At 72.3% G+C, this 20,931-nt stretch carries 16 protein-coding genes; 2 read left to right on the forward strand and 14 right to left on the reverse strand.

Annotated elements, in window-relative coordinates:
* Positions 1-306: 306 nt before the first annotated feature.
* The 3 genes from IE330_RS31785 to IE330_RS31795 form a co-directional block, all read right to left on the reverse strand.
* Positions 307-1,545 (reverse strand): LolA family protein, encoded by a 1,239-nt coding sequence (locus IE330_RS31785; RefSeq protein WP_190139633.1) that lies wholly within the window; start codon positions 1,543-1,545, stop codon positions 307-309.
* Positions 1,546-2,022: 477 nt separating this feature from the next.
* Positions 2,023-3,033, reverse strand: a complete 1,011-nt coding sequence (locus tag IE330_RS31790) for a polyprenyl synthetase family protein (protein ID WP_190139634.1) — start codon at positions 3,031-3,033, stop codon at positions 2,023-2,025.
* A 366-nt stretch (positions 3,034-3,399) separates the two neighbouring features.
* The gene (locus tag IE330_RS31795; RefSeq protein WP_190139635.1) at positions 3,400-4,248 is read right to left on the reverse strand and encodes an HAD family hydrolase; all 849 of its coding nucleotides are present in this window, start codon (positions 4,246-4,248) and stop codon (positions 3,400-3,402) included.
* Between the two features lie 598 nt (positions 4,249-4,846).
* On the opposite strand from IE330_RS31795, the gene IE330_RS31800 reads away from it, so the two are divergent.
* On the forward strand, positions 4,847-5,107 hold the full coding sequence (locus IE330_RS31800) for a hypothetical protein (RefSeq protein WP_190139636.1): 261 nt from the start codon (positions 4,847-4,849) through the stop codon (positions 5,105-5,107).
* Between the two features lie 52 nt (positions 5,108-5,159).
* On the opposite strand, the gene IE330_RS31805 is transcribed toward IE330_RS31800, so the two are convergent.
* Together IE330_RS31805 and IE330_RS31810 are read right to left on the reverse strand one after the other, a co-directional pair.
* Positions 5,160-6,362, reverse strand: coding sequence for an FAD-dependent oxidoreductase (locus IE330_RS31805; RefSeq protein WP_190139637.1), 1,203 nt, complete (start codon positions 6,360-6,362; stop codon positions 5,160-5,162).
* Positions 6,363-6,469: 107 nt separating this feature from the next.
* The gene (locus tag IE330_RS31810; protein WP_190139647.1) at positions 6,470-7,735 is read right to left on the reverse strand and encodes a carboxylate--amine ligase; all 1,266 of its coding nucleotides are present in this window, start codon (positions 7,733-7,735) and stop codon (positions 6,470-6,472) included.
* A gap of 199 nt (positions 7,736-7,934) precedes the next feature.
* On the opposite strand from IE330_RS31810, the gene fahA reads away from it, so the two are divergent.
* The gene (gene fahA, locus IE330_RS31815) at positions 7,935-9,317 is read left to right on the forward strand and encodes a fumarylacetoacetase (RefSeq protein WP_190139638.1); all 1,383 of its coding nucleotides are present in this window, start codon (positions 7,935-7,937) and stop codon (positions 9,315-9,317) included.
* A gap of 233 nt (positions 9,318-9,550) precedes the next feature.
* Here fahA and recQ read toward each other — a convergent pair whose 3' ends face one another.
* From recQ to IE330_RS31860, 9 genes are all read right to left on the reverse strand, one after another.
* The gene (gene recQ / locus IE330_RS31820) at positions 9,551-11,404 is read right to left on the reverse strand and encodes a DNA helicase RecQ (protein ID WP_229926069.1); all 1,854 of its coding nucleotides are present in this window, start codon (positions 11,402-11,404) and stop codon (positions 9,551-9,553) included.
* Between the two features lie 196 nt (positions 11,405-11,600).
* Positions 11,601-13,250, reverse strand: coding sequence for an NADH-quinone oxidoreductase subunit NuoN (gene nuoN, locus IE330_RS31825; protein WP_190139640.1), 1,650 nt, complete (start codon positions 13,248-13,250; stop codon positions 11,601-11,603).
* Positions 13,247-14,818, reverse strand: a complete 1,572-nt coding sequence (locus tag IE330_RS31830; RefSeq protein ID WP_190139641.1) for an NADH-quinone oxidoreductase subunit M — start codon at positions 14,816-14,818, stop codon at positions 13,247-13,249. Before IE330_RS31830 ends, nuoN begins: the two co-directional genes overlap by 4 nt.
* Before the next feature lie 5 nt (positions 14,819-14,823).
* A complete protein-coding gene (gene nuoL, locus IE330_RS31835; RefSeq protein ID WP_190139642.1) occupies positions 14,824-16,779 on the reverse strand; it encodes an NADH-quinone oxidoreductase subunit L in 1,956 nt (651 codons plus the stop codon).
* A 14-nt stretch (positions 16,780-16,793) separates the two neighbouring features.
* Positions 16,794-17,093 (reverse strand): NADH-quinone oxidoreductase subunit NuoK, encoded by a 300-nt coding sequence (gene nuoK, locus IE330_RS31840; RefSeq protein WP_190139643.1) that lies wholly within the window; start codon positions 17,091-17,093, stop codon positions 16,794-16,796.
* A complete protein-coding gene (locus tag IE330_RS31845; RefSeq protein WP_190139644.1) occupies positions 17,090-17,962 on the reverse strand; it encodes an NADH-quinone oxidoreductase subunit J in 873 nt (290 codons plus the stop codon). The genes nuoK and IE330_RS31845 overlap by 4 nt, the downstream gene beginning before the upstream one ends.
* A complete protein-coding gene (nuoI, locus tag IE330_RS31850; RefSeq protein WP_190139648.1) occupies positions 17,959-18,612 on the reverse strand; it encodes an NADH-quinone oxidoreductase subunit NuoI in 654 nt (217 codons plus the stop codon). Before nuoI ends, IE330_RS31845 begins: the two co-directional genes overlap by 4 nt.
* A gap of 37 nt (positions 18,613-18,649) precedes the next feature.
* Positions 18,650-20,014, reverse strand: coding sequence for an NADH-quinone oxidoreductase subunit NuoH (gene nuoH, locus IE330_RS31855; protein ID WP_190139645.1), 1,365 nt, complete (start codon positions 20,012-20,014; stop codon positions 18,650-18,652).
* A partial coding sequence (locus tag IE330_RS31860) for a molybdopterin-dependent oxidoreductase (RefSeq protein ID WP_190139646.1) occupies positions 20,011-20,931 on the reverse strand: 921 nt, incomplete at its 5' end. The genes IE330_RS31860 and nuoH, both read right to left, overlap by 4 nt.

A 20,931-nucleotide genomic window follows, 5' to 3' on the forward strand; every position in this document is an offset into this window, starting at 1 on the left:
CCGGGCTCCGCGTCGCGGCGGGACTCCGCGTCGCGGCCGGGGCGCCCGGGCGGCGGACCCGCGGTGCCTCCCGGCCCGCGGACCCGCCGCCCCATGCTGTCATCGCCCTGTGCCGTCGTCGCCCCGTACGGTCGTGACCCCGTGCATTCGAGGCCCCGTACGGTCGTGACCCCGTGGTTTCGAGGCCCCGTGGTTTCGAGGCCCCGTAAGGGCGAGGCCTCGTGGTTTCGAGGCCCCTACCCCTGCGGGCCCGTGGTGACGTGGGCCCGTGGTGACGCCGGCGTCCTCCCGGGGGTGACGTCGTCGTCAGCGGTCCGACTCGGCCGCCTTGACGAGGGCGTCCTTCGTCACCGCGCCCGCGTACACCGTTCCGTCGTCGGTGACCAGCGCGTTGACCAGGCGGGTCTTGAAGACCGTGCCCGAGCCGAAGGCGCCGTCGACCTTGTCGCCGAGGGAGTCGAGGAAGCGCTGGGCGTCCGCCGGCATGTCCGTCGAGCCCGGGGCGGGCAGGCCCTGGCCGCCCGGCAGCTCGATCTTCGCGACCGACGTCCAGCCCTCGCCGATGACCTCGACGCCGGGCTCCCCGGCGTCCTTGCCGTCGCCGCCGCCCCGGTGCGCACCGGAGCCGCCGCCCTCCTCGGTGACCTTCGTGCCCCTCGGCGGCGTGAAGTCGAAGGTGTCCGCGGCCGGCCTGCCGAAGTCGACCTTGGTGAAGCCCGCGTCGACGACGGCCGCGCCGCCGCCCGCCGGGGTCAGCGTGAACTTCAGCGGCGTCCCCGTCTCCGCGTCGACGGCGATGGCGATCCGGCCGACCGTGGTGCCGGAGTCCTTGGGCGTGAGCACCAGGCGGTAGGCGTCGCGGCCCGCGACCTTGGCGCTGCCGTCGACCGACACCGACGTCGTCTTGTCGGCCGCCTTCAGTGCCTGCTCGGCGAACTCCTTGGGCGTCGCCGGGACCTCCTTCGGCAGCTCGCCCTTCTCGCCGCCCCGCGCCTTCCCCCCGGCGTCCTTCGCGTGGTACGCCTCGTTGGACGCGCTGTCGTACGCCCACACGTCGTCGCCGTTGTGGATCACGCTGTACTCGGCGGCGTCGTCCAGGACGGATATCTTCTGCTTCTCCGGGCCGTCCGCCGCGACGCGCAGCGTGTGCGAGCCGGACGCCAGCTCCATCAGCTTGGCGCCGGGGTCGGCGGCCGAGCCCTTGTCGCCGTCGTCGCCGTCCTCACCGCCGCCTCCGCCGGAGCCGCCCGGCGCGAAGGAACCGGCGCCCGCGCCGCCGAGCGAGGGCAGACCAAGATCCGTGTTGATCTTCACGGTGCCGGACAGCCGCTCGGTGTCCGACGCGGCTATCTTCTCGATGAGTTCCTGTGCGGTCAGCTTCGGCAGGTCCGGGTCGTCACCGGAGGCGAGCGCCGGGACCAGCCCGATGGTCGCCGCCGCCACCCCCGCCACCGCGACGGGCACGAGGTAACGCGCCGCCTTGCGCCGGCCGGCGCTCCGCTCCTCGGCCTCGGTGGTGTCCTGCTCCGGTTCGTACGGTGCCATTGTGTGCCTTACCTCCGTGGTCGGCGGCGGCTTTCCGATTCGTACGCGCACTCGTCCACCCCGCGCCGCCATTCTCACCCGAATTGGTCAGGAGTGGTGGTCCGTGCCTGTCTTTCGGCTGCCCCTATCCGACCAAATCAGCCAGCGGGAAGCGTCAGACCCCGGGTGCAACTCCACGTACTGCTCCGGGATGACACGGAGGGGCGGCACCTCCCCCGTCCCGTAAGGGGAGGCGCCGCCCTGGGGGTGACGACCGGACACCGGAGCGCCGGCTTGCTCCCCTCTGTACGGAACGGATCCGGCCCTGGACTCACTCCAGAGGCAGGGATTCCGTGTGATGCGCGTCACGTGGCCGAGGGGGCGTGCCCCGTCCGGGCCCCCGCACCCCTTGCCGAGGCACCCAGTTCAGGGGCGACCAGCCCCCCGCCGGGGGTAAGCCGCACACCGGATGCGGGGCAGGGGCCGAAGGAGGGGGACCTACCCGGCCCGGTGCACCACCAGGTCGCAGAGCTCGACGAGGGCGCCCTTGGCCTCGCCCTCCGGCAGCGGGGCCAGCGTGGCGCGCGCCTCCTGCGCGTACCGCACCGTGTCCCGCCGGGCCTGCTCCAGCGCGGGGTGGGCGCGCAGCAGCGTGAGCGCCTCGGCGTGCCGGGCGTCGTCCGTGAGGTCGGAGTCGAGCAGTTCGCTGAGCGCGACGTCCTCCGCGAGGCCGAGCCGCGCCACCCGCTCGCGCAGCCGCAGCACCGGCAGCGTGGGGATGCCCTCGCGCAGGTCGGTCCCCGGCGTCTTGCCGGACTCGGTGGACTCGGAGGCGATGTCGAGGACGTCGTCGGCGAGCTGGAAGGCGACCCCGAGCCGCTCCCCGTACTGGGTCAGGACGTCCACGACCGTCTCGTCCGCGCCGGACATCATCGCGCCGAAGCGGCCCGCCACGGCGATCAGCGAGCCGGTCTTGCCGCCGATGACGTCCAGGTAGTGCTCGACCGGGTCGCGCCCGTCGCGCGGCCCCGCGGTCTCCAGGATCTGCCCGGTGACCAGGCGCTCGAAGGCCTCGGCCTGGATGCGGACGGCCTCGGGGCCGAGGTCGGCCAGGATGTGCGAGGCGCGCGCGAACAGGAAGTCGCCGGTGAGGACGGCCACGGAGTTGCCCCAGCGCTGGTTGGCGCTGGGCACCCCACGGCGCACCTCGGCCTCGTCCATCACGTCGTCGTGGTAGAGCGTCGCGAGGTGCGTCAGCTCGACGACCACGGCGGACGGCACGATCCCCGGGGCGTACGGGTCGCCGAACTGCGCCGCGAGCATCACCAGGAGTGGCCGAAAACGTTTGCCCCCCGCGCGCACGAGGTGCTGTGCGGCCTCGGTGATGAAGGGCACTTCGCTCTTGGTGGCCTCGAGCAGGCCCTCCTCGACAGCCGCCAATCCTGCCTGGACATCGGCTTCGAGGGCCTGGTCCCGCACGCTCAGCCCGAAGGGCCCGACGACGGTCACGAGGGGTTCTCCTGTCTGCTGACGATCACAAGTCGATCACTCGGTCGATCATTCGTCGATGACACGGTTTGTCGATGTGTCGCTGCCATCACTCAAGTCAGCGTATCCGGTCGCCTTTCGATCACAGCCAGCACCTGCCCGGCCAGCGTGGACCAGCCTGCCCCGACAGACAGGAAATGACCGTTTCCTCACCTGTCGGGTGAACTGCCCGACATGCCGATCGTTTCCCTGCCGTCCCGCCGACCGCCCGGCCGACCGCTCCGCCGGAGGTCCCGTACGACGTCCCGGCGGAGGCGGGTGCCACGGCGCACCCCAGCAGACCACGCCGAGTGATCCCGCGGCCACACCGCACCGTGCCGGGTGCCCTCACGCGAGCTGCCTCCCACCCACCGATTTCCGGCCATCGGCGGTGCGGAGCATCCGCTCCAGGACGACGGCGATCCCGTCCTCCTCGTTGGAGAGCGTCAATTCGTCCGCCCTGCGCTTCAGTTCGTGGTGGGCGTTGGCCATCGCCACGCCGTGGGCCGCCCACGCGAACATGGGGATGTCGTTCGGCATGTCACCGAAGGCGATCGTGTCGGCCGCGCACAGCCCGAGCCGCTCCGCCGCCAGGGCGAGGCCGGTCGCCTTGGTGACGCCGCAGGGCTGGAGCTCCACCGTGCCGGGGCCGGACATCGTGACCGTGGCGAGCGAGCCGACGACGGCCCGGGCGACGCCCGCCAACTCGTCGTCGGCCAGGGTGGGGTGCCGCAGCAGCACCTTGCTGATCGGCTCCTCCCAGAGCACGTTCCGGCCGGGCACCCGGACCGCGGGCAGCGTCGGGTGCGGCATCTCGTAGCCGGGCTCGATCAGCGTCAGGCCCTCGACGCCGTCCTGGTCGACCGCGGCGAAGACCTCGCCGACCTCCGCCTCGATCTTCCCGAGCGCCACCTCGGCGAGCTCCCGGTCGAGCGTCACCGACCACACCATGCGGTCGGCCCCGGCGTCGTAGAGCTGCGCGCCCTGGCCGCACACGGCGAGCCCGTCGTAGCCGAGGTCGTCGAAGAGCGGGCGTACGCGGGGCGCGGGGCGGCCGGTGACGACGAGGTGCCGCGCTCCGCCCTCGCGCGCCGCGGCCAGCGCCCGGCGCGAGCGGTCGGAGACCGTGTCGTCGCCGCGGAGCAGCGTTCCGTCCAGGTCGGTGGCGATGAGGGAATACGCGAGGGGAGCGGCCATGATCCGAAGAATACGGATCCGAGCCCCGCCGGTAAGCCGCGTCGCAGGAGCTGTGACGGTTCGGACGCGCCGGGCGCACTCCCGGCAGACACCTGGTAGCGCGTGGGCAACCCCCAGCTCGCGCACGCCGGGGGCGCCAAGGCGCGCCGAGCGTGACCGCCCGCCCCGGGTTCACCGGAACGGGGCGGGCCGCAACGCGACGGCGACGGGACGACTCCGGGGTTGTCCTGATTTGCCCCCTCCGCGCCACGGGCCGGGCCGCGGGAGCCGAGGTCGGGCCACCGGGCCCCGCCGGCCTGGACCTTGGCCTCTGGGGCCTCTGGTGCCCCGTCCGGACGAGGCCATGCCCTCCGGTGCCCCGCACGCCTGGGCCCTGGCCGCCGGTGCCCCGGCCCATGGAGACGCCGCCGCCCCGGGCCCGGAACCTCCCGGCGCCCGGCCACGTCCCAGAAGTACCGGCACACCCGGCACACCCGAGGTACCCGGGACGCCCGGCACACCCGGGATACCCGGGATACCCGGAACACCCGGAACACCGGCACGCCCAGGGGCGACCCGTGCCGTTCGGTACGCCCCCGAGACGACGACAAGGAACGACATGGCACTCCCGCAGACCCGCAAGCTCGCCCTCGCCACCGCGACCGCCCTCGCGCTGCTCACCGCGGGCCTCGCCTGGCAGGCCACGGCCGCGGACGCGGACGGGAGCGGACGCCCGGGCTCCGCCGGGAAGGGCGCGGCGTCCGACACCGTGAGCAGCGAGCGCGTCGAGCACGCTCCGGGCGCGGCGGGCGACCACTGGACGCCGGAGCGCATGCGCTCCGCCGAGCCCGCCCCGATGCCGGTGTTGCCCGGGACGTGACCGACCGCCCCGGGCCGCGGGGTCCGGGCGCCGTGAGCCGGCGGCGGCCCGCTCAGCCGTACGCCGCCGCCAGGTGCCGCGCCAGCCGCGGCGAGGCGAACTCCGTACCGCACACGAACCGCATCAGCGGCCCGTACGACGACCCTGCCAGCATGCCCGTGAAGTACAGCCCCGGCACCGACGAGGCGTACCCCGCGCCGAGCCGGGGCGTGCCCCGGCTGACCGCCATGCGGGCGCGCAGGCCGTGGCCGAGGAAGCTCAGGGCGGCGAGGTCGACGCGGTAGCCCGTCGCGGCGACGACGTGGTCGGCGCCGAGCTCCCGCGTCCGGCCGCCCAGGGTCTCCACGGTCAGGACCGGACGCCCGTCCTCGGTCCTGGCCCGTACGAAGCGGCGCACCTCGTACGCCTCGACCGCGCGGCCGAACCGCTCGCGCAGCCACCAGGCGCCGAGCGGGCCGAGGACGTGGCGGGCGAGGTGGTGGCGGGTGGCCGGTGGCAGGTGGCGGTACAGGTCGGCGTGGTAGCTCAGCGCGTACAGCGACCAGGCGCGGCCGAAGGGGGACTCCGGGCGCAGCCGGGGCTGCCGCCACGGGGGCGCGCCGAAGCCGACGGCGCCCCGGCCGCGCGCCACGACCCGGACCCGGGCGCCCGCCTCGGCGGCGAGCACGGCCGTCTCCAGGGCGGACTGGCCCGCGCCGACGACGAGCAGGTCGGTGTCCGCGTACCGCGTGAGGTCGTGGTGCTGGGCGCTGTGCGAGAGCGGCCCGGCGGGCGAGGGGCCCTCGGGCACCGCGGCCGCCAGCACGGGCGGGACCCGCGCCAGGCCCGTCAGACCGCTGGCGACCACGACCGCGCGGGCGGTGAACTGCTCGCCCGAGTCCAGCTTCAGCTCGAAGCCACCCGCCTCGCCGTGGTCCACGGACACCACCCGGACCCGCTCCAGACCAGGCACGAGCCGCTCCTGGAACCACCGGCCGTACGCGATGAACGTCTCGACCGGCACGATGTCCTCGTCCCTGACCAGGCGCGGGATGCCCGCGGCCGCGCAGTAGTCGGCGAGGGTGTGGCCGGGCTGGGGCGCGTCGATGGTCGACGCCGCCGGGGTGGACTTCAGGAGCATGCCCGCGGGCATGTGGGAGCGCCAGCTCACCATGGGGTCGCCGAAGACGCGGACGGGTATGCCGCGGGCCCGCAGGTGGGCCGCGGTGGACAGGCCGTAGGGCCCTGCCCCGATGACTGCCACTGGTTCCTTCACGAAGTCCCTCCCCAGGACATCGCATGCGCCGTGGCACGCACGGCGCACTGCTGTCTTCCTTCGTTCGGCTTCCCGCCCGGGATCCCGCCCTCCGGCGCGCGGGGCGGCTACCCCGGCGGGGCGCCCCGGCGGCTGGTCCGCCACAGCTCGTACAGGTGTTTCGCTCCCGGCCGCAGGAAGCGCGCCAGCATCGTGAAGAACGGCTTCATGTCGTCGGCGGCGAGCCACGCCAGCTCCGTGCCGCTCGCGCGGGCGGGGGCGTGCGGGGCCAGATAGCCGCTGCGGCGGTAGGCGATGAGGGCGGGCAGGTCGATGTTCTCCACCACGTAGCGGTGGCCGGCGCGCTGGTCGCCCTCCGGGACCTCGCGGCCGGTGAGGTGCAGATGCATGGCCCGCACGACGTCGATGCCCGTCTCGCTCTCGAAGAGACGGAACTGGGCGCCCATGCGGGGGTTGAAGTCCAGCAGTTTGTACTTGCCGTCGCGGCGGTCGAAGCGCAGGTCGAGGTCGATGATGCCGGTGAAGCCGATCTCCTTGACGAAACGCGCGGCGAGGTCCGCGAGTTCCGGGTTGTCGACGACGTACGCGTGCGCCGTCATGCCCGCGTGCGGCGGCCAGGAGCGCACCTTCACCCCGGTGAACAGCGCCAGGGGCGCGGAGTTGCCGTCGAAGTACGCGTGCACGACCCAGTCCTCGGCCTGCTCGCGCGGCAGGTACTCCTGGAGGACCACGCCGGGCCGCTCGCCCCAGCCCCGGGCCAGCGCCCGCAGGCTCCGGGCGCTGTTGATGCGCGTCGTGCCGGGCACCGCGGGCTGTTCGCGGCGCTGGAACGCCTCCCTGTTCTTCGCCACCACCGGGAAGCGGGCGGTGGTGGCGAACTCCTCGATGTCGGCCTGGCTGCGCGGGCACGCCGTCACCGGCGAGCTGAAGCCGTACGCCGCACACAGCTCGTGCAGGCCCTGTTTGCTGGCGACGCGGCGCGGCAGCGCGCTCTCGACGCGTGGGAACAGGAAGCCGCCGAATTCCGTTTCGCCGAGCTCCCGCTGGTGCTCGGCGATCAGTACGGCCGCTTCCTCGTCGGTCGGGATGAGTACCGCCGGTCTGCCGATGCGCCGCCCGATCCGCAGCAGCCCCTCGACCAGATATCCCGGATCCTCGGCCCCGGTGGTGCGCCAGGGAAAAGCTCCGGTGAGATATCGGGAAACAGCCGCCGGCGTGCGCCGGTCCTCGGTGATGGCGTACATCGGTACGCCGATACGGCCGAGGCTGCGGATCGCCCCGACGCCGCCGTGATGCAGTGGATAGTCGCCGAACTTCACGATGAGTCCGGGCACTTCGCGGTCAGGCGTCAGCAGCCCGCCGCAGCTCGCCATGGTCAAGGGTCCCCCACCCGTTCCCTCTGCCGCGACCCGGACGCGAGCCGTCCGCGTCGTCCCCCCGAGGAACCTAAGCCGGAATTGACCACTCCATGCGCGCTTTATGGGGACATTGCTAACTCTTTAGGCACTGCCTTAAATCGGTCCTTCCACGTAACGTGTGAGGCACCCGGATTGGAAAGCGAGGCAGGAACGCATGTCCGAGCAGAACCCGCTCGACCTCCCCGAGGGCGACCCCTTCGGCCCGCACAATCTTCCGTACGGCGTCTTCACCCCGGCCGGCTCCACGAGCCGGCCCGGCGATCCTGCGCCCGGTTCCGCTTCCGGCCCGGCGGCCGCGTCCGGTGCCCCGGCCGGAGCCCGGGGCGCGGGCGGGGCCGAGGGCGTGGGCGGGGGCGGGGGCGGGGGCGGGCCCGGGGGCGCGGGTGGACCCGACGGCCGGCGCGTCGGTGTCCGGATCGGGTCGTACGTCCTCGACGCGGGTGCCGCCGCCGCTGCCCTCGGCTCGCCCTACGTGTCCCTGCTCGCCCAGCCCACGCTGAACCCGCTGCTCGCCGCGGGCCGCCGGACGTGGAGCGACGTGCGCCGCGCCCTGACCGCCTGGGTGACGGTGCCCGCCCACCGCGACGTGATCCGCCCGCTGCTGCACCCCCTCTCCGACGTCACGCTGCACCTGCCGTTCGACGTCGCCGACTACGTCGACTTCTACGCCTCCGAACACCACGCGTCGAACCTGGGCCGGATGTTCCGCCCGGACTCCCCGACGCCGCTCACCCCCAACTGGAAGCACCTGCCCATCGGCTACCACGGCCGCTCCGGCACCGTCGTGGTCTCCGGGACGGACGTGGTGCGCCCCATGGGCCAGCGCAAGACGCCCGCCGACACCGCGCCCGTCTTCGGCCCGTCCGTCAAGCTCGACATCGAGGCGGAGGTCGGCTTCGTCGTCGGCAAGCCCTCCACGCCCGGCACCCCGGTGCCGCTCGCGGACTTCCGCGAGCACGTCTTCGGCCTCTGCCTCCTCAACGACTGGTCGGCCCGGGACATCCAGGCCTGGGAGTACGTGCCGCTCGGGCCGTTCCTCGGCAAGTCCTTCGCCACCTCCGTCTCGGCGTGGGTCACGCCGCTGGAGGCCCTGGACGCGGCCCGGGTCGCCCCGCCCGAGCGCACCGAGCCCCTGCTGCCGTACCTGGACGACTCCGCCGAGACCGCCTCCGGCGAGCCCGGCGGCTACGACCTGCGCATCACCGTCACCCTCAACGGCGAGGTCGTCTCCAGCCCTCCCTTCTCCACCGTCTACTGGACCGCCGCCCAGCAGCTCGCCCACATGACGGTCAACGGCGCGTCCCTGCGCACCGGCGACCTCTACGGCTCCGGCACCGTCAGCGGGCCCTCCCCCGACCAGTTCGGCTCGCTCATCGAGCTCACCTGGAACGGCCGCGACCCGCTCGAACTGCCGTCGGGCAAGCGGGCGTTCCTGGAGGACGGGGACGTGGTCACGCTGTCGGCGTGGGCTCCTGGGCCGGGGGGTACGCGGGTGGGGCTGGGCGAGGTCACTGGCCGGATCGCCCCGGCCCGCTAGCCCCTGGGCCGGGGGCCTTGCCGGGCGCTGTCTGCGCCTGCCGGGGCCCCCGAGCCCGCCCCTTCCCGAAACCGGGGGCTGCCGCCCCCGGGCCCCCGCCCTTCTCGTCTGGGGCTCCGCCCCTTTCCCCCTTCTTTGGCGCTCCGCGCCTCGTCCTCAAACGCCGGACGGGCTGGGATGCCCCGCCACCGCGCCTCGACCGGAAGCGCCGGACGGGCTGCATCCCGTCCGGTCTAGCCCTGTTCCGCCAGCACCTCCAGGACCCCCTCCCCGTACGTCGCCAGCTTCTTCTCGCCGACTCCGCTGATGCCGCCCAGCTCCGCGACCGTGGTGGGACGGGCCACCGCGATCTCGCGGAGTGTGGCGTCGTGGAAGATCACATAGGCCGGTACGCCCTGTTCCCGGGCCTGCTCCGCGCGCCAGGCACGCAGCGCCTCGAAGAGCGGTGTCGCCTCCTCGGGCAGGTCCGCCGCGGCGGCCACGGCCTTGGCCTTGCGCTCGCCGCGCGGGGTGGACCGCGCCGAGCCCGCCGGCTTCTTCGGCTCCTTGCGCAGCGGCACGTCCCGCTGGCGGCCGAGCACGGCGGCGCTCGCCTCGGTCAGCACCAGCGTGCCGTACTCCCCCTCGACCGCGAGGAGGTCCTGGGCGAGGAGCTGGCGGATCACGCCCCGCCACTCGGGCTCGCCGAGCTCCTCGCCGATGCCGAAGACGGAGAGCTGGTCGTGGTCGAACTGGATCACCTTGGCGGTCTTGCGGCCGAGCAGGATGTCGACGATCTGGCCCGTGCCGAACTTCTGGCCGCGCTCCCGCTTGAGCCGCACCACCGTGGAGAGCACCTTCTGCGCGGCGATGGTGCCGTCCCAGGTCTCCGGGGGTGTCAGGCACGTGTCGCAGTTCCCGCAGGAGGCGTCCGTCGGGTCCTGGCCGAAGTACCGCAGGAGCTGGGCGCGACGGCACTGGACGGTCTCGCACAGCGCGAGCATCGCGTCCAGGTGGGCCGCGGAGCGGCGCCGGAACGCCTCGTCGCCCTCACCGGACTGGATCAGCTTGCGCTGCTGCACGACGTCCTGGAGGCCGTACGCCATCCAGGCCGTCGAGGGCAGGCCGTCGCGGCCCGCCCGGCCCGTTTCCTGGTAGTACCCCTCCACCGACTTGGGCAGGTCCAGGTGGGCCACGAAGCGGACGTCGGGCTTGTCGATGCCCATGCCGAAGGCGATCGTGGCCACCACGACCAGGCCTTCCTCGCGCAGGAAGCGGGCCTGGTTGCGGGCGCGGGTGCCGGCGTCGAGCCCCGCGTGGTACGGCACGGTCTCGACGCCGTGGGCCGACAGGAACTCGGCGATCTGCTCGACCGACCTGCGGGACAGGCAGTAGACGATGCCCGCGTCGCCGTCGTGCTCCTCCTTCAGGAAGGTGAGGAGCTGCTTCTTCGGGTCGGACTTCGGCACGATCCGGTACTGGATGTTCGGCCGGTCGAAGCTGGCCACGAAGTGCTTGGCGTCCTGCATCGCCAGGCGCTGCGTGATCTCCCGGTGCGTGGCGTCCGTCGCCGTGGCCGTCAGCGCGATCCGGGGCACGTCGGGCCAGCGCTCCCCGAGGACGGACAGGGCCAGGTAGTCGGGCCGGAAGTCGTGGCCCCACTGGGCCACGCAGTGCGCCTCGTCGATCGCGAAGACGGAGATCTCGGCCCGGGAGAGCAGGTTGAGCGTGGTGTCCAGGCGCAGCCGCTCTGGCGCCAGGTACAGCACGTCCAGCTCGCCCGCGAGCAGCTCGGCCTCGACGACGCGGCGCTCGTCGAAGTCCTGCGTCGAGTTCATGAACCCGGCCCTGACGCCCAGGGCGCGCAGCGCGTCGACCTGGTCCTGCATGAGCGCGATCAGCGGCGAGACGACGACGCCCGTACCGGGTCTGACCAGGGCCGGGATCTGGTAGCACAGCGACTTGCCGCCGCCGGTCGGCATGAGGACGACCGCGTCGCCGCCCGCCACCACGTGCTCGATGATCGCCTCTTGCTCACCCCGGAAGGCGTCGTACCCGAACACCCGGTGGAGCGTCCGCAGCGCGTCGCTCTCCACCACCTCTGCCATACCGACCCCACTGATCCCGCTCATCGCCGTGCCCCCGCCTGTCGCACCTCGACCACTGCCTCCACGATAGGGGTCCGCGCCGACAGGCCGGGAAGTTATCCACAGGCTTGCGCGGAGCCGCGCCCTCCGCCCCCACGTGAAAGGGCCCCGGCCCCCAGAAGGGGAGCCGGGGCCCCGCGCCGCGTACGGACGCGGGTCAGCGAACGAAGACGCCCGCCTGTCCCGCCAGGTCCAGGAAGTACTGCGGCGCCACACCGAGCACCAGCGTCACCGCGACGCCCACCCCGATCGCCGCCGTCGTCAGCGGTGAGGGCACGGCGACCGAGGGGCCGTCCGCCTTCGGCTCGCTGAAGAACATCAGCACGATCACCCGGATGTAGAAGAACGCCGCGATCGCCGACGAGACCACGCCGACCACGACGAGCGGGCCCGCGCCGCCCTCCGCCGCGGCCTTGAACACGGCGAACTTCCCGGTGAACCCCGAGGTCAGCGGAATGCCCGCGAAGGCGAGCAGGAACACCGCGAAGACGGCCGCGACCAGTGGCGAGCGGCGGCCGAGCCCCGCCCACTTCGACAGGTGCGTCGCCTCGCCGCCCGCGTCCCGCACCAGGGTCACCACCGCGAAGGCGCCGACGGTCACGAACGAGTACGCGCCCAGGTAGAACAGCACCGACGAGATGCCGTCCTCCGAGGTGGCGATGACACCGGCGAGGATGAAGCCCGCGTGCGCGATCGACGAGTACGCGAGCAGCCGCTTGATGTCGGTCTGGGTGATCGCGACGATCGCACCGCCCAGCATCGTGATGATCGCGACGCCCCACATCACCGGCCGCCAGTCCCAGCGCAGGCCCGGAAGGACCACGTACAGCAGGCGCAGCAGCGCGCCGAACGCCGCCACCTTCGTCGCCGCCGCCATGAAGCCCGTGACCGGCGTCGGCGCGCCCTGGTAGACGTCCGGCGTCCACATGTGGAACGGCACCGCGCCGACCTTGAACAGCAGGCCCATCACGAGCATCGCGGCGCCGATCAGGAGCAGCGCGTCGTTGCCCATGGTGTCCGCGAGCGCCGGGTCGACGGTCTCGACCGTGCCGTCGACGACGTCGGCGATGGTGCCGTACGACACCGAGCCCGCGTAGCCGTACAGGAGCGCGATGCCGAACAGGGTGAACGCGGACGCGAAGGCGCCGAGCAGGAAGTACTTCACGGCCGCTTCCTGCGACATGAGGCGCTTGCGGCGGGCGAGCGCGCACAGCAGGTAGAGCGGGAGCGAGAAGACCTCAAGGGCGATGAAGAGCGTCAGGAGGTCGTTCGCCGAGGGGAAGACGAGCATGCCGCCGACCGCGAAGAGCACGAGCGGGAACACCTCGGTGGTGGTGAACCCGGCCTTCACCGCGGCCTGTTCGCCCGCACCGCCGGGCACGGCCCCGGCCTGGGCCACGAACGAGTCGACGCGGTTGCCGTGCGCCGCCGGGTCCAGGCGCCGCTCCGCGAACGTGAAGACCGCGACCAGGGCGACGAGGAGAATGGTGCCCTGCAGGAACAGCGCGGGTCCGTCGACCGCGATGGCGCCCATGGCGGCGACGCGGGCCTTCGTGGTGCCGTAGTCGCCCGCCGCGAGCGCCACGACCGCGGCGAAGGCGGCGGCCAGGGCGACGACCGACACGAAGAGCTGGGCGTGGTAGCGGGACTTGCGCGGCACGAAGGCTTCGATGAGCACTCCGACGACGGCCGCGCCGATGACGATGAGGGTCGGCGCGAGCTGGCCGTACTCGATCTTCGGCGCGTCGATCTTGTCGACCGGCTCGGCCGCCATTGTCCACAGGCTGTGGACGGCTGTCGCACTCACTTGGCGGCCTCCACCTCGGGCTCGGGGTCTTTCTTCTGTACGTCGGACATGGTGTGCTCGACCGCCGGGTTCACCAGGTCGGCGACCGGCTTCGGGTAGACGCCCAGGCCGATGAGGAGCGCGATGAGCGGGGCCACCACGGCCAGTTCGCGCACCCGCAGGTCGGGCATCTTCGCGAGCTCGGGCTTCACCGGACCGGTCATCGTCCGCTGGTAGAGCACCAGGGTGTAGAGCGCGGCCAGCACGATGCCGAGCGTCGCGACCACCCCGGCCACCGGGTAGCGCGCGAACGCGCCGACCAGGACCAGGAACTCACTGACGAACGGCGCGAGCCCCGGCAGCGACAGCGTGGCCAGACCGCCGACCAGGAAGGTGCCCGCGAGCACCGGGGCGACCTTCTGCACGCCTCCGTAGTCCGCGATCAGACGCGAGCCGCGGCGCGAGATCAGGAAGCCCGCGACCAGCATCAGGGCGGCCGTCGACAGGCCGTGGTTGACCATGTAGAGCGTCGCGCCGGACTGGCCCTGGGACGTCATCGCGAAGATGCCGAGGACGATGAACCCGAAGTGCGAGATCGACGCGTACGCCACCAGGCGCTTGATGTCGCGCTGGCCCACGGCGAGCAGCGCACCGTAGATGATGCTGATCAGGGCCAGGACGACGATGGCGGGTGTGGCCCACTTCGAGGCCTCCGGGAAGAGCTGGAGGCAGAAGCGGAGCATCGCGAACGTGCCGACCTTGTCGACGACGGCCGTGATCAGGACGGCGATCGGCGCCGTGGCCTCCCCCATCGCGTTCGGCAGCCAGGTGTGCAGCGGCCACAGCGGGGCCTTCACCGCGAAGGCGAAGAAGAAGCCGAGGAACAGCAGCCGCTCGGTGTTGGTCGCCATGTCGAGCGAGCCGTCGGCCCGCGCCTGGGCGATCTCCTGGAGCGAGAAGTTCCCGGCGACCACGTAGAGCCCGATCACCGCGGCGAGCATGATCAGCCCGCCGGCCAGGTTGTAGAGCAGGAACTTCACGGCCGCGTACGAGCGCTGCGCCGTGGCGTTCTCGTCGCTGCCCGCGTGGGCGCGGTCCCCGAAGCCGCCGATGAGGAAGTACATCGGGATCAGCATGGCTTCGAAGAAGATGTAGAACAGGAAGACGTCGGTGGCCTCGAAGGAGAGGATCACCATCGCCTCGACGGCGAGGATCAGGGCGAAGAAGCCCTGGGTCGGCCGCCACCGCGACGACGTCGTCTCCAGGGGGTCGGCGTCGTGCCAGCCCGCCAGGATGATGAAGGGCAGCAGCAGGGCGGTCAGCGCGATCAGGGAGACCGCGATGCCGTCCACGCCCAGTTCGTACCGCACCCCGAAGTCGGCGATCCAGGAGTGCGACTCGGTGAGCTGGTAGCGGTCGCCGTCCGGGTCGAACCGGACGAGCACCGCGACGGCCAGCGCCAGCGTGGCCAGCGAGAAGAGCAGCGCGAGCCACTTGGCGGCCGTGCGCCGGGCGGCCGGGACGGCCGCCGTGGCGATCGCGCCCACCGCGGGCACCACGGCCGTCGCTGTCAGCAGAGGAAAGGACATCGGTATCAGACCGCCCTCATCAGCAGGGTCGCGGCGATGAGGACCGCCACGCCGCCGAACATCGAGACCGCGTACGAACGGGCGTAGCCGTTCTGGAGCTTGCGCAGGCGTCCGGAGAGCCCGCCGACGGAGGCCGCCGTGCCGTTGACCACGCCGTCGACCAGGGTGTGGTCGACGTACACCAGGGAGCGCGTGAGGTGCTCGCCGCCGCGCACCAGGACCACGTGGTTGAAGTCGTCCTGGAGCAGGTCGCGGCGGGCCGCGCGGGTGAGCAGCGAGCCGCGCGGGGCGACGACCGGCACCGGCCGGCGTCCGTACTGGAACCAGGCCAGGGTCACGCCGACGACCAGGACCACCACGGTGGCGCCGGTGACCGTGGCGGCGCTCAGCGGGGAGTCGCCGTGGTCGTGGTGCGTGACCGGCTCCAGCCAGTGCACGAACCGGTCGCCGATGCTGAAGAAGCCGCCGGCGAACACCGAGCCGACCGCCAGCAGGACCATCGGGATCGTCATGGACGCCGGGGACTCGTGCGGGTGCGGCTCCGCGTGGCCGCCGGGTCCGCCGCGGGTCTCGGCGGCGGGCTCCGCGCCCGGCTCCTCGGGGGAGGCCGTCGCGCGGTGGCGCCACCGCTCCTCGCCGAAGAAGGTCAGGAGCATCACGCGCGTCATGTAGTACGCCGTGATGGCCGCGCCGAGCAGCGCCACCGAGCCGAGGATCCAGCCCTCCGCGCCGCCCTTGGCGAACGCCGCCTCGATGATCTTGTCCTTGGAGAAGAAGCCGGACAGGCCGGGGAAGCCGATGATGGCCAGATAACCGAGCCCGAAGGTCACGAACGTCACCGGCATGTACTTCCGCAGGCCGCCGTACTTGCGCATGTCGACCTCGTCGTTCATGCCGTGCATGACCGAACCGGCGCCGAGGAAGAGCCCGGCCTTGAAGAAGCCGTGCGTCACCAGGTGCATGATCGCGAAGACGTAGCCGATCGGGCCGAGGCCCGCGGCCAGGATCATGTAGCCGATCTGCGACATCGTGGACCCGGCGAGGGCCTTCTTGATGTCGTCCTTCGCGCAACCGACGATCGCACCGAAGAGCAGCGTGACCGCGCCGACCACCGTGACCGCGAGCTGCGCGTCCGGCGCGGCGTTGAAGATCTCCCCGGAGCGCACGATCAGGTACACGCCCGCGGTCACCATCGTCGCCGCGTGGATCAGGGCCGAGACCGGGGTCGGGCCCTCCATCGCGTCACCGAGCCAGGACTGCAGCGGCACCTGCGCGGACTTGCCGCACGCCGCGAGCAGCAGCATCAGGCCGATGGCCGTGAGCTTGCCCTCGCCGGTCTCCTCCGCGGCCCCCAGGACGGGCCCGAAGGCGAACGTCCCGAAGGTGGTGAACATCAGCATGATCGCGATCGACAGGCCCATGTCGCCGACGCGGTTGACCAGGAAGGCCTTCTTCGCCGCGGTGGCCGCGCTGGGCTTGTGCTGCCAGAACCCGATCAGGAGGTACGAGGCGAGGCCGACACCCTCCCAGCCGACATACAGGAGCAGGTAGTTGTCGGCGAGGACGAGAAGCAGCATCGCCGCCAGGAACAGGTTCAGATAGCCGAAGAAGCGGCGGCGCCGCTCGTCGTGCTCCATGTACCCGACCGAGTACAGGTGGATCAGCGTGCCGACGCTGGTGATCAGCAGCACGAACGTCATCGACAACTGGTCGAGCTGGAAGGCGACGTCCGCCTGGAAGCCCTCGACCGGGATCCAGCGGAACAGGTGCTGGTGCAGCGACCGGTCCTCGGCGTCCTTGCCGAGCATGTCGGTGAAGAGCACCACGGCGACGGCGAAGGACGCGGCGGCGAGCAGCGTGCCGAGCCAGTGGCCGACGCGGTCGAGCAGGCGCCCGCCGCACAGCAGGACGGCCGCTCCGAGCAGAGGCGCCGCGACGAGCAGCGCAATCAGTTTCTCCACGATTCAGCGACCCCTCAGAGCTTCATCAGGCTGGCGTCGTCGACCGAGGCCGAATGGCGGGAGCGGAACAGCGACACGATGATCGCGAGGCCGACCACGACCTCGGCCGCGGCGACGACCATGGTGAAGAAGGCGATGATCTGGCCGTCGAGGTTGCCGTGCAGCCGGGAGAACGCGACGAACGCCAAATTGCAGGCGTTGAGCATCAGCTCGATGCACATGAAGACGACGATCATGTTCCGCCGGATCAGCACGCCCGTGGCGCCGATGGCGAACAGCAGGGCCGCCAGGTAGAGGTAGTTCACCGGATTCACTTCGACGCCTCCTCGGTCCGCCCGGCCCGCTCGCCGGTGCCCTCGCCCTCGCGCCCGATGTCGGTGCGGCGCAGGTCCGGCCGCTCCAGGCGGTCGGCGGAGCGCTGCTCCAGGGCGCGCAGGTCCGCCAGGGCCTCGTGGGACACGTCCCGGATCTGGCCGCGCTCGCGCAGCGTGCCGTTGACCGTGAGCTCCGCCGGCGTGCCGTCCGGGAGCAGGCCCGCGATGTCCACGGCGTTGTGCCGGGCGTAGACGCCCGGGGCCGGGAGCGGCGGGAGGTGCTTGCCCTCGCGCACCCGCTGCTCGGCGCGCTCGCGCTGGGTCTTGGCGCGCTCCGTACGCTCCCGGTGGGTGAGCACCATCGCGCCGACGGTCGCCGTGATCAGCAGGGCGCCGGTGATCTCGAAGGCGAAGACGTACTTCGTGAAGATGAGGGCCGCGAGACCCTCGACGTTGCCGCCCTCGTTGGCCTTGGCCAGGCCGTTGAAGTCCGTCACCGCGGCGTTGCCGATGCCCGCGAACAGCAGGACGGCGAAGCCGAGTCCGCACAGGGCGGCCAGCCAGCGCTGGCCCCTGAGGGTCTCCTTCAGGGAGTCGGCGGCGGTGACGCCGACGAGCATGACCACGAACAGGAACAGCATCATGATCGCGCCGGTGTAGACGACGACCTGGACGATGCCGAGGAAGTACGCGCCGTTGGCCAGGTAGAAGACCGCCAGGATGATCATGGTCCCGGCCAGGCAGAGCGCGCTGTGCACCGCCCGCCTCATGAGGATCGTGCTCAGCGCGCCGATCACGGCGACCGTGCCGAGCACCCAGAACTGGAAGGCCTCGCCCGTGGAGGTGGTGTAGGCCGCGACGGAGGTCACGCGTCCACCCCCTCGGACCGGGGCTCCCGCGTGACCTCCACCGACTCGGCGTGCTTCTCACCCTTGGACAGGGGGGCCTGGCGCTCGGTGCCGGGCGCGGCCCGCGTGACCAGGCCGCGGTAGTAGTCCCCCTCGTCGGTGCCGGGGTACAGCGCGTGCGGCGCCTCGACCATGCCCTCCTCGAGGCCGGCCAGCAACTGCTCCTTGGTGTAGATGAGGTTGGCGCGGCTGCTGTCGGCGAGCTCGAACTCGTTCGTCATCGTCAGCGCGCGCGTGGGGCACGCCTCGATGCACAGGCCGCAGAGGATGCAGCGGGCGTAGTTGATCTGGTACACCCGGCCGTAGCGCTCGCCCGGGGAGTAGCGCTCCTCGTCGGTGTTGTCCGCGCCCTCCACGTAGATGGCGTCCGCGGGGCAGGCCCAGGCGCACAGCTCGCAGCCGACGCACTTCTCCAGGCCGTCCGGGTGGCGGTTGAGCTGGTGCCGGCCGTGGAAGCGCGGAGCGGTGGTCTTCTGCTGCTCCGGATACTGCTCGGTCAGCCGCTTCTTGAACATGGCCTTGAAGGTCACGCCGAAGCCCGCGACGGGATTCTGGAACCCCTGGTCCGACTGGTTCGCCTGCGGTCCCGCGTCCTGCGGCTGCTCGGGCACCTGCCCGCCGTGCCGCCGGTCGGGCGTGTTCGACTGCTCAGCCATCGGACGCCTCCTTTCCGTCACTTTGAGTATCCGGGCCACCACTGACAATCAGCTCCCGCTCGTGGCGCGGGCGCCGCCGCGGCACGGGCGGCAGGGTCTGTCCGGGCAGCGGGGGCACCGGGAAGCCGCCGGCCATCGGGTCGAAGGCCGCGGGTTCGGCGGGCGCGGCGGCCGCGGCCTCCTTCTCGCGCCGGTCCCGGAACACGTCCACCAGGACCGAGAGCAGCAGCAGCGCGATGACTCCGCCGCCCACGTAGAGCGCGATCTCGCTGAAGTCGTAGTCCTCGTTGCGCAGCGCGCGGACGGTGGCGACGAGCATCAGCCAGACCACGGAGACCGGGATGAGGACCTTCCAGCCGAGCTTCATCAACTGGTCGTAGCGGACGCGGGGCAGCGTGCCGCGCAGCCAGATGAAGAAGAACAGCAGGAGCTGCACCTTGAGCGTGAACCAGGCCAGCGGCCACCAGCCGTGGTTCGCGCCCTCCCAGAAGCCGCTGATGGGCCAGGGGGCCCGCCAGCCGCCGAGGAAGAGCGTCGCGGACACGGCCGAGACGGTGACCATGTTGATGTACTCGGCGAGCATGAAGAACGCGAACTTGATCGACGAGTACTCGGTGTTGAAGCCGCCGACGAGGTCGCCCTCGGACTCCGGCATGTCGAACGGCGCGCGGTTGGTCTCGCCGACCATCGTCACGATGTAGATCAGGAACGACACCGGCAGGAGCACGATGTACCAGCGCTCCTGCTGGGCCTCCACGATCGCCGAGGTGGACATCGACCCCGAGTACAGGAAGACCGAGGCGAACGCGGCGCCCATCGCGATCTCGTACGAGATCATCTGCGCGCAGGAGCGCAGGCCGCCCAGGAGCGGGTACGTCGAGCCGGAGCTCCAGCCCGCGAGGACGATGCCGTAGATGCCGACCGAGGCGACCGCGAGGATGTAGAGCATCGCGATCGGCAGGTCGGTGAGCTGCATCGTGGTGCGGTGGCCGAAGATGGAGACCTCGTTGCCCGCGGGCCCGAAGGGGATCACCGCGATCGCCATGAAGGCGGGGATCGCGGCGACGACCGGCGCCAGGATGTAGACCACCTTGTCGGCGCGCTTGACGATCAGGTCTTCCTTGAGCATCAGCTTGGCGCCGTCCGCGAGGGACTGGAGCAGGCCCCAGGGGCCGTTGCGGTTGGGGCCGATGCGCAACTGCATCCAGGCGACGACCTTGCGCTCCCACACGATGGCGAAGAGCACGGTCAGCACGAGGAACGCGAAGCAGAAGACCGCCTTGACGCAGACCAGCCACCAGGGGTCGCGGCCGAACATGGAGAGGTCCTCGGCCGCGAGCTGGATCATGGGGCTCATGACTGCACCTCCTGGGCGCCCTGGGCGGGCTCGACGCGGGCGGCGGGGCCGATCCTGACCAACTGGCCCGGCCGGGCCCCGGTGTCGGAGGCGACGCCGCCGCCCACGGAGTTCAGCGGCAGCCACACCACGCGGTCCGGCATCGGCGTCACCCGCAGCGGGAGCGCGGTGGTCCCGGCGGGACCGGTGACGGCGAGCGCCTCGCCGTCCTTGACGCCCACCTCGGCCGCGGTGGCGGCGGAGAGCCGGGCCACCGCGGCGTGCCGCGTCCCGGCGAGCGCGTCGTCGCCCTCCTGGAGGAGGCCCTGGTCGAGCAGCAGCCGGTGCCCGGCCAGCACGGCCTCGCCGGCGGCGGGCTTCGGCGGGGCGGCCCCGGTGTCCAGCGGCTCGGTGGCGCGCGGCCCCGCCCAGCCGCCGAGCCGGTCCAGCTCGCGCCGGACGGACACCAGGTCCGGCAGGCCCAGGTGGACGTCGCCCGCGTCGGCCAGCATGTGCAGCACGCGCGCGTCGCTGGGGGCGAGGCGGCGCGTCATCTGGTCCGGCTTGAGCGCCGCCTGGAAGAGCCGGGCCCGGCCTTCCCAGTTGAGGAAGGTGCCCGGCTTCTCGGCGACGGCGGCGACCGGGAGCACCACGTCGGCGCGCTCGGTCACCTCGCTCGGCCGCAGTTCGAGCGAGACGAGGAAGCCGACCTCGTCGAGCGCCGCACGCGCGCGTGCCGGGTCGGGCAGGTCGGCGACCTCGACGCCCGCCACCAGCAGGGCGCTCAGCTCGCCGGTCGCCGCGGCCTCGATGATCTGGCCGGTGTCGCGGCCGTAGCGGTGCGGGAGCCCGGCCACGCGCCAGGCGGCCGCGACCTCGTCCCGCGCGCGCGGGTCGGTGGCCGGGCGGCCGCCGGGGAGCAGCGACGGCAGGGCGCC

This window comes from Streptomyces longispororuber (assembly GCF_014656095.1).
In the GTDB taxonomy this organism is placed as follows: Bacteria; Actinomycetota; Actinomycetes; order Streptomycetales; family Streptomycetaceae; genus Streptomyces; species Streptomyces longispororuber.

Bases quoted from the DNA above. Each gene is read 5' to 3' on its own strand.
- IE330_RS31785 (WP_190139633.1), bottom strand. From the start codon at position 1,545: ATGGCACCGTACGAACCGGAGCAGGACACCACCGAGGCCGAGGAGCGG.
- recQ (WP_229926069.1), bottom strand. From the start codon at position 11,404: ATGGCAGAGGTGGTGGAGAGCGACGCGCTGCGGACGCTCCACCGGGTG.
- IE330_RS31830 (WP_190139641.1), bottom strand. From the start codon at position 14,818: ATGTCCTTTCCTCTGCTGACAGCGACGGCCGTGGTGCCCGCGGTGGGC.
- IE330_RS31795 (WP_190139635.1), bottom strand. From the start codon at position 4,248: ATGGCCGCTCCCCTCGCGTATTCCCTCATCGCCACCGACCTGGACGGA.
- nuoH (WP_190139645.1), bottom strand. From the start codon at position 20,014: ATGAGCCCCATGATCCAGCTCGCGGCCGAGGACCTCTCCATGTTCGGC.
- IE330_RS31810 (WP_190139647.1), bottom strand. From the start codon at position 7,735: ATGGCGAGCTGCGGCGGGCTGCTGACGCCTGACCGCGAAGTGCCCGGA.
- fahA (WP_190139638.1), top strand. From the start codon at position 7,935: ATGTCCGAGCAGAACCCGCTCGACCTCCCCGAGGGCGACCCCTTCGGC.
- IE330_RS31800 (WP_190139636.1), top strand. From the start codon at position 4,847: ATGGCACTCCCGCAGACCCGCAAGCTCGCCCTCGCCACCGCGACCGCC.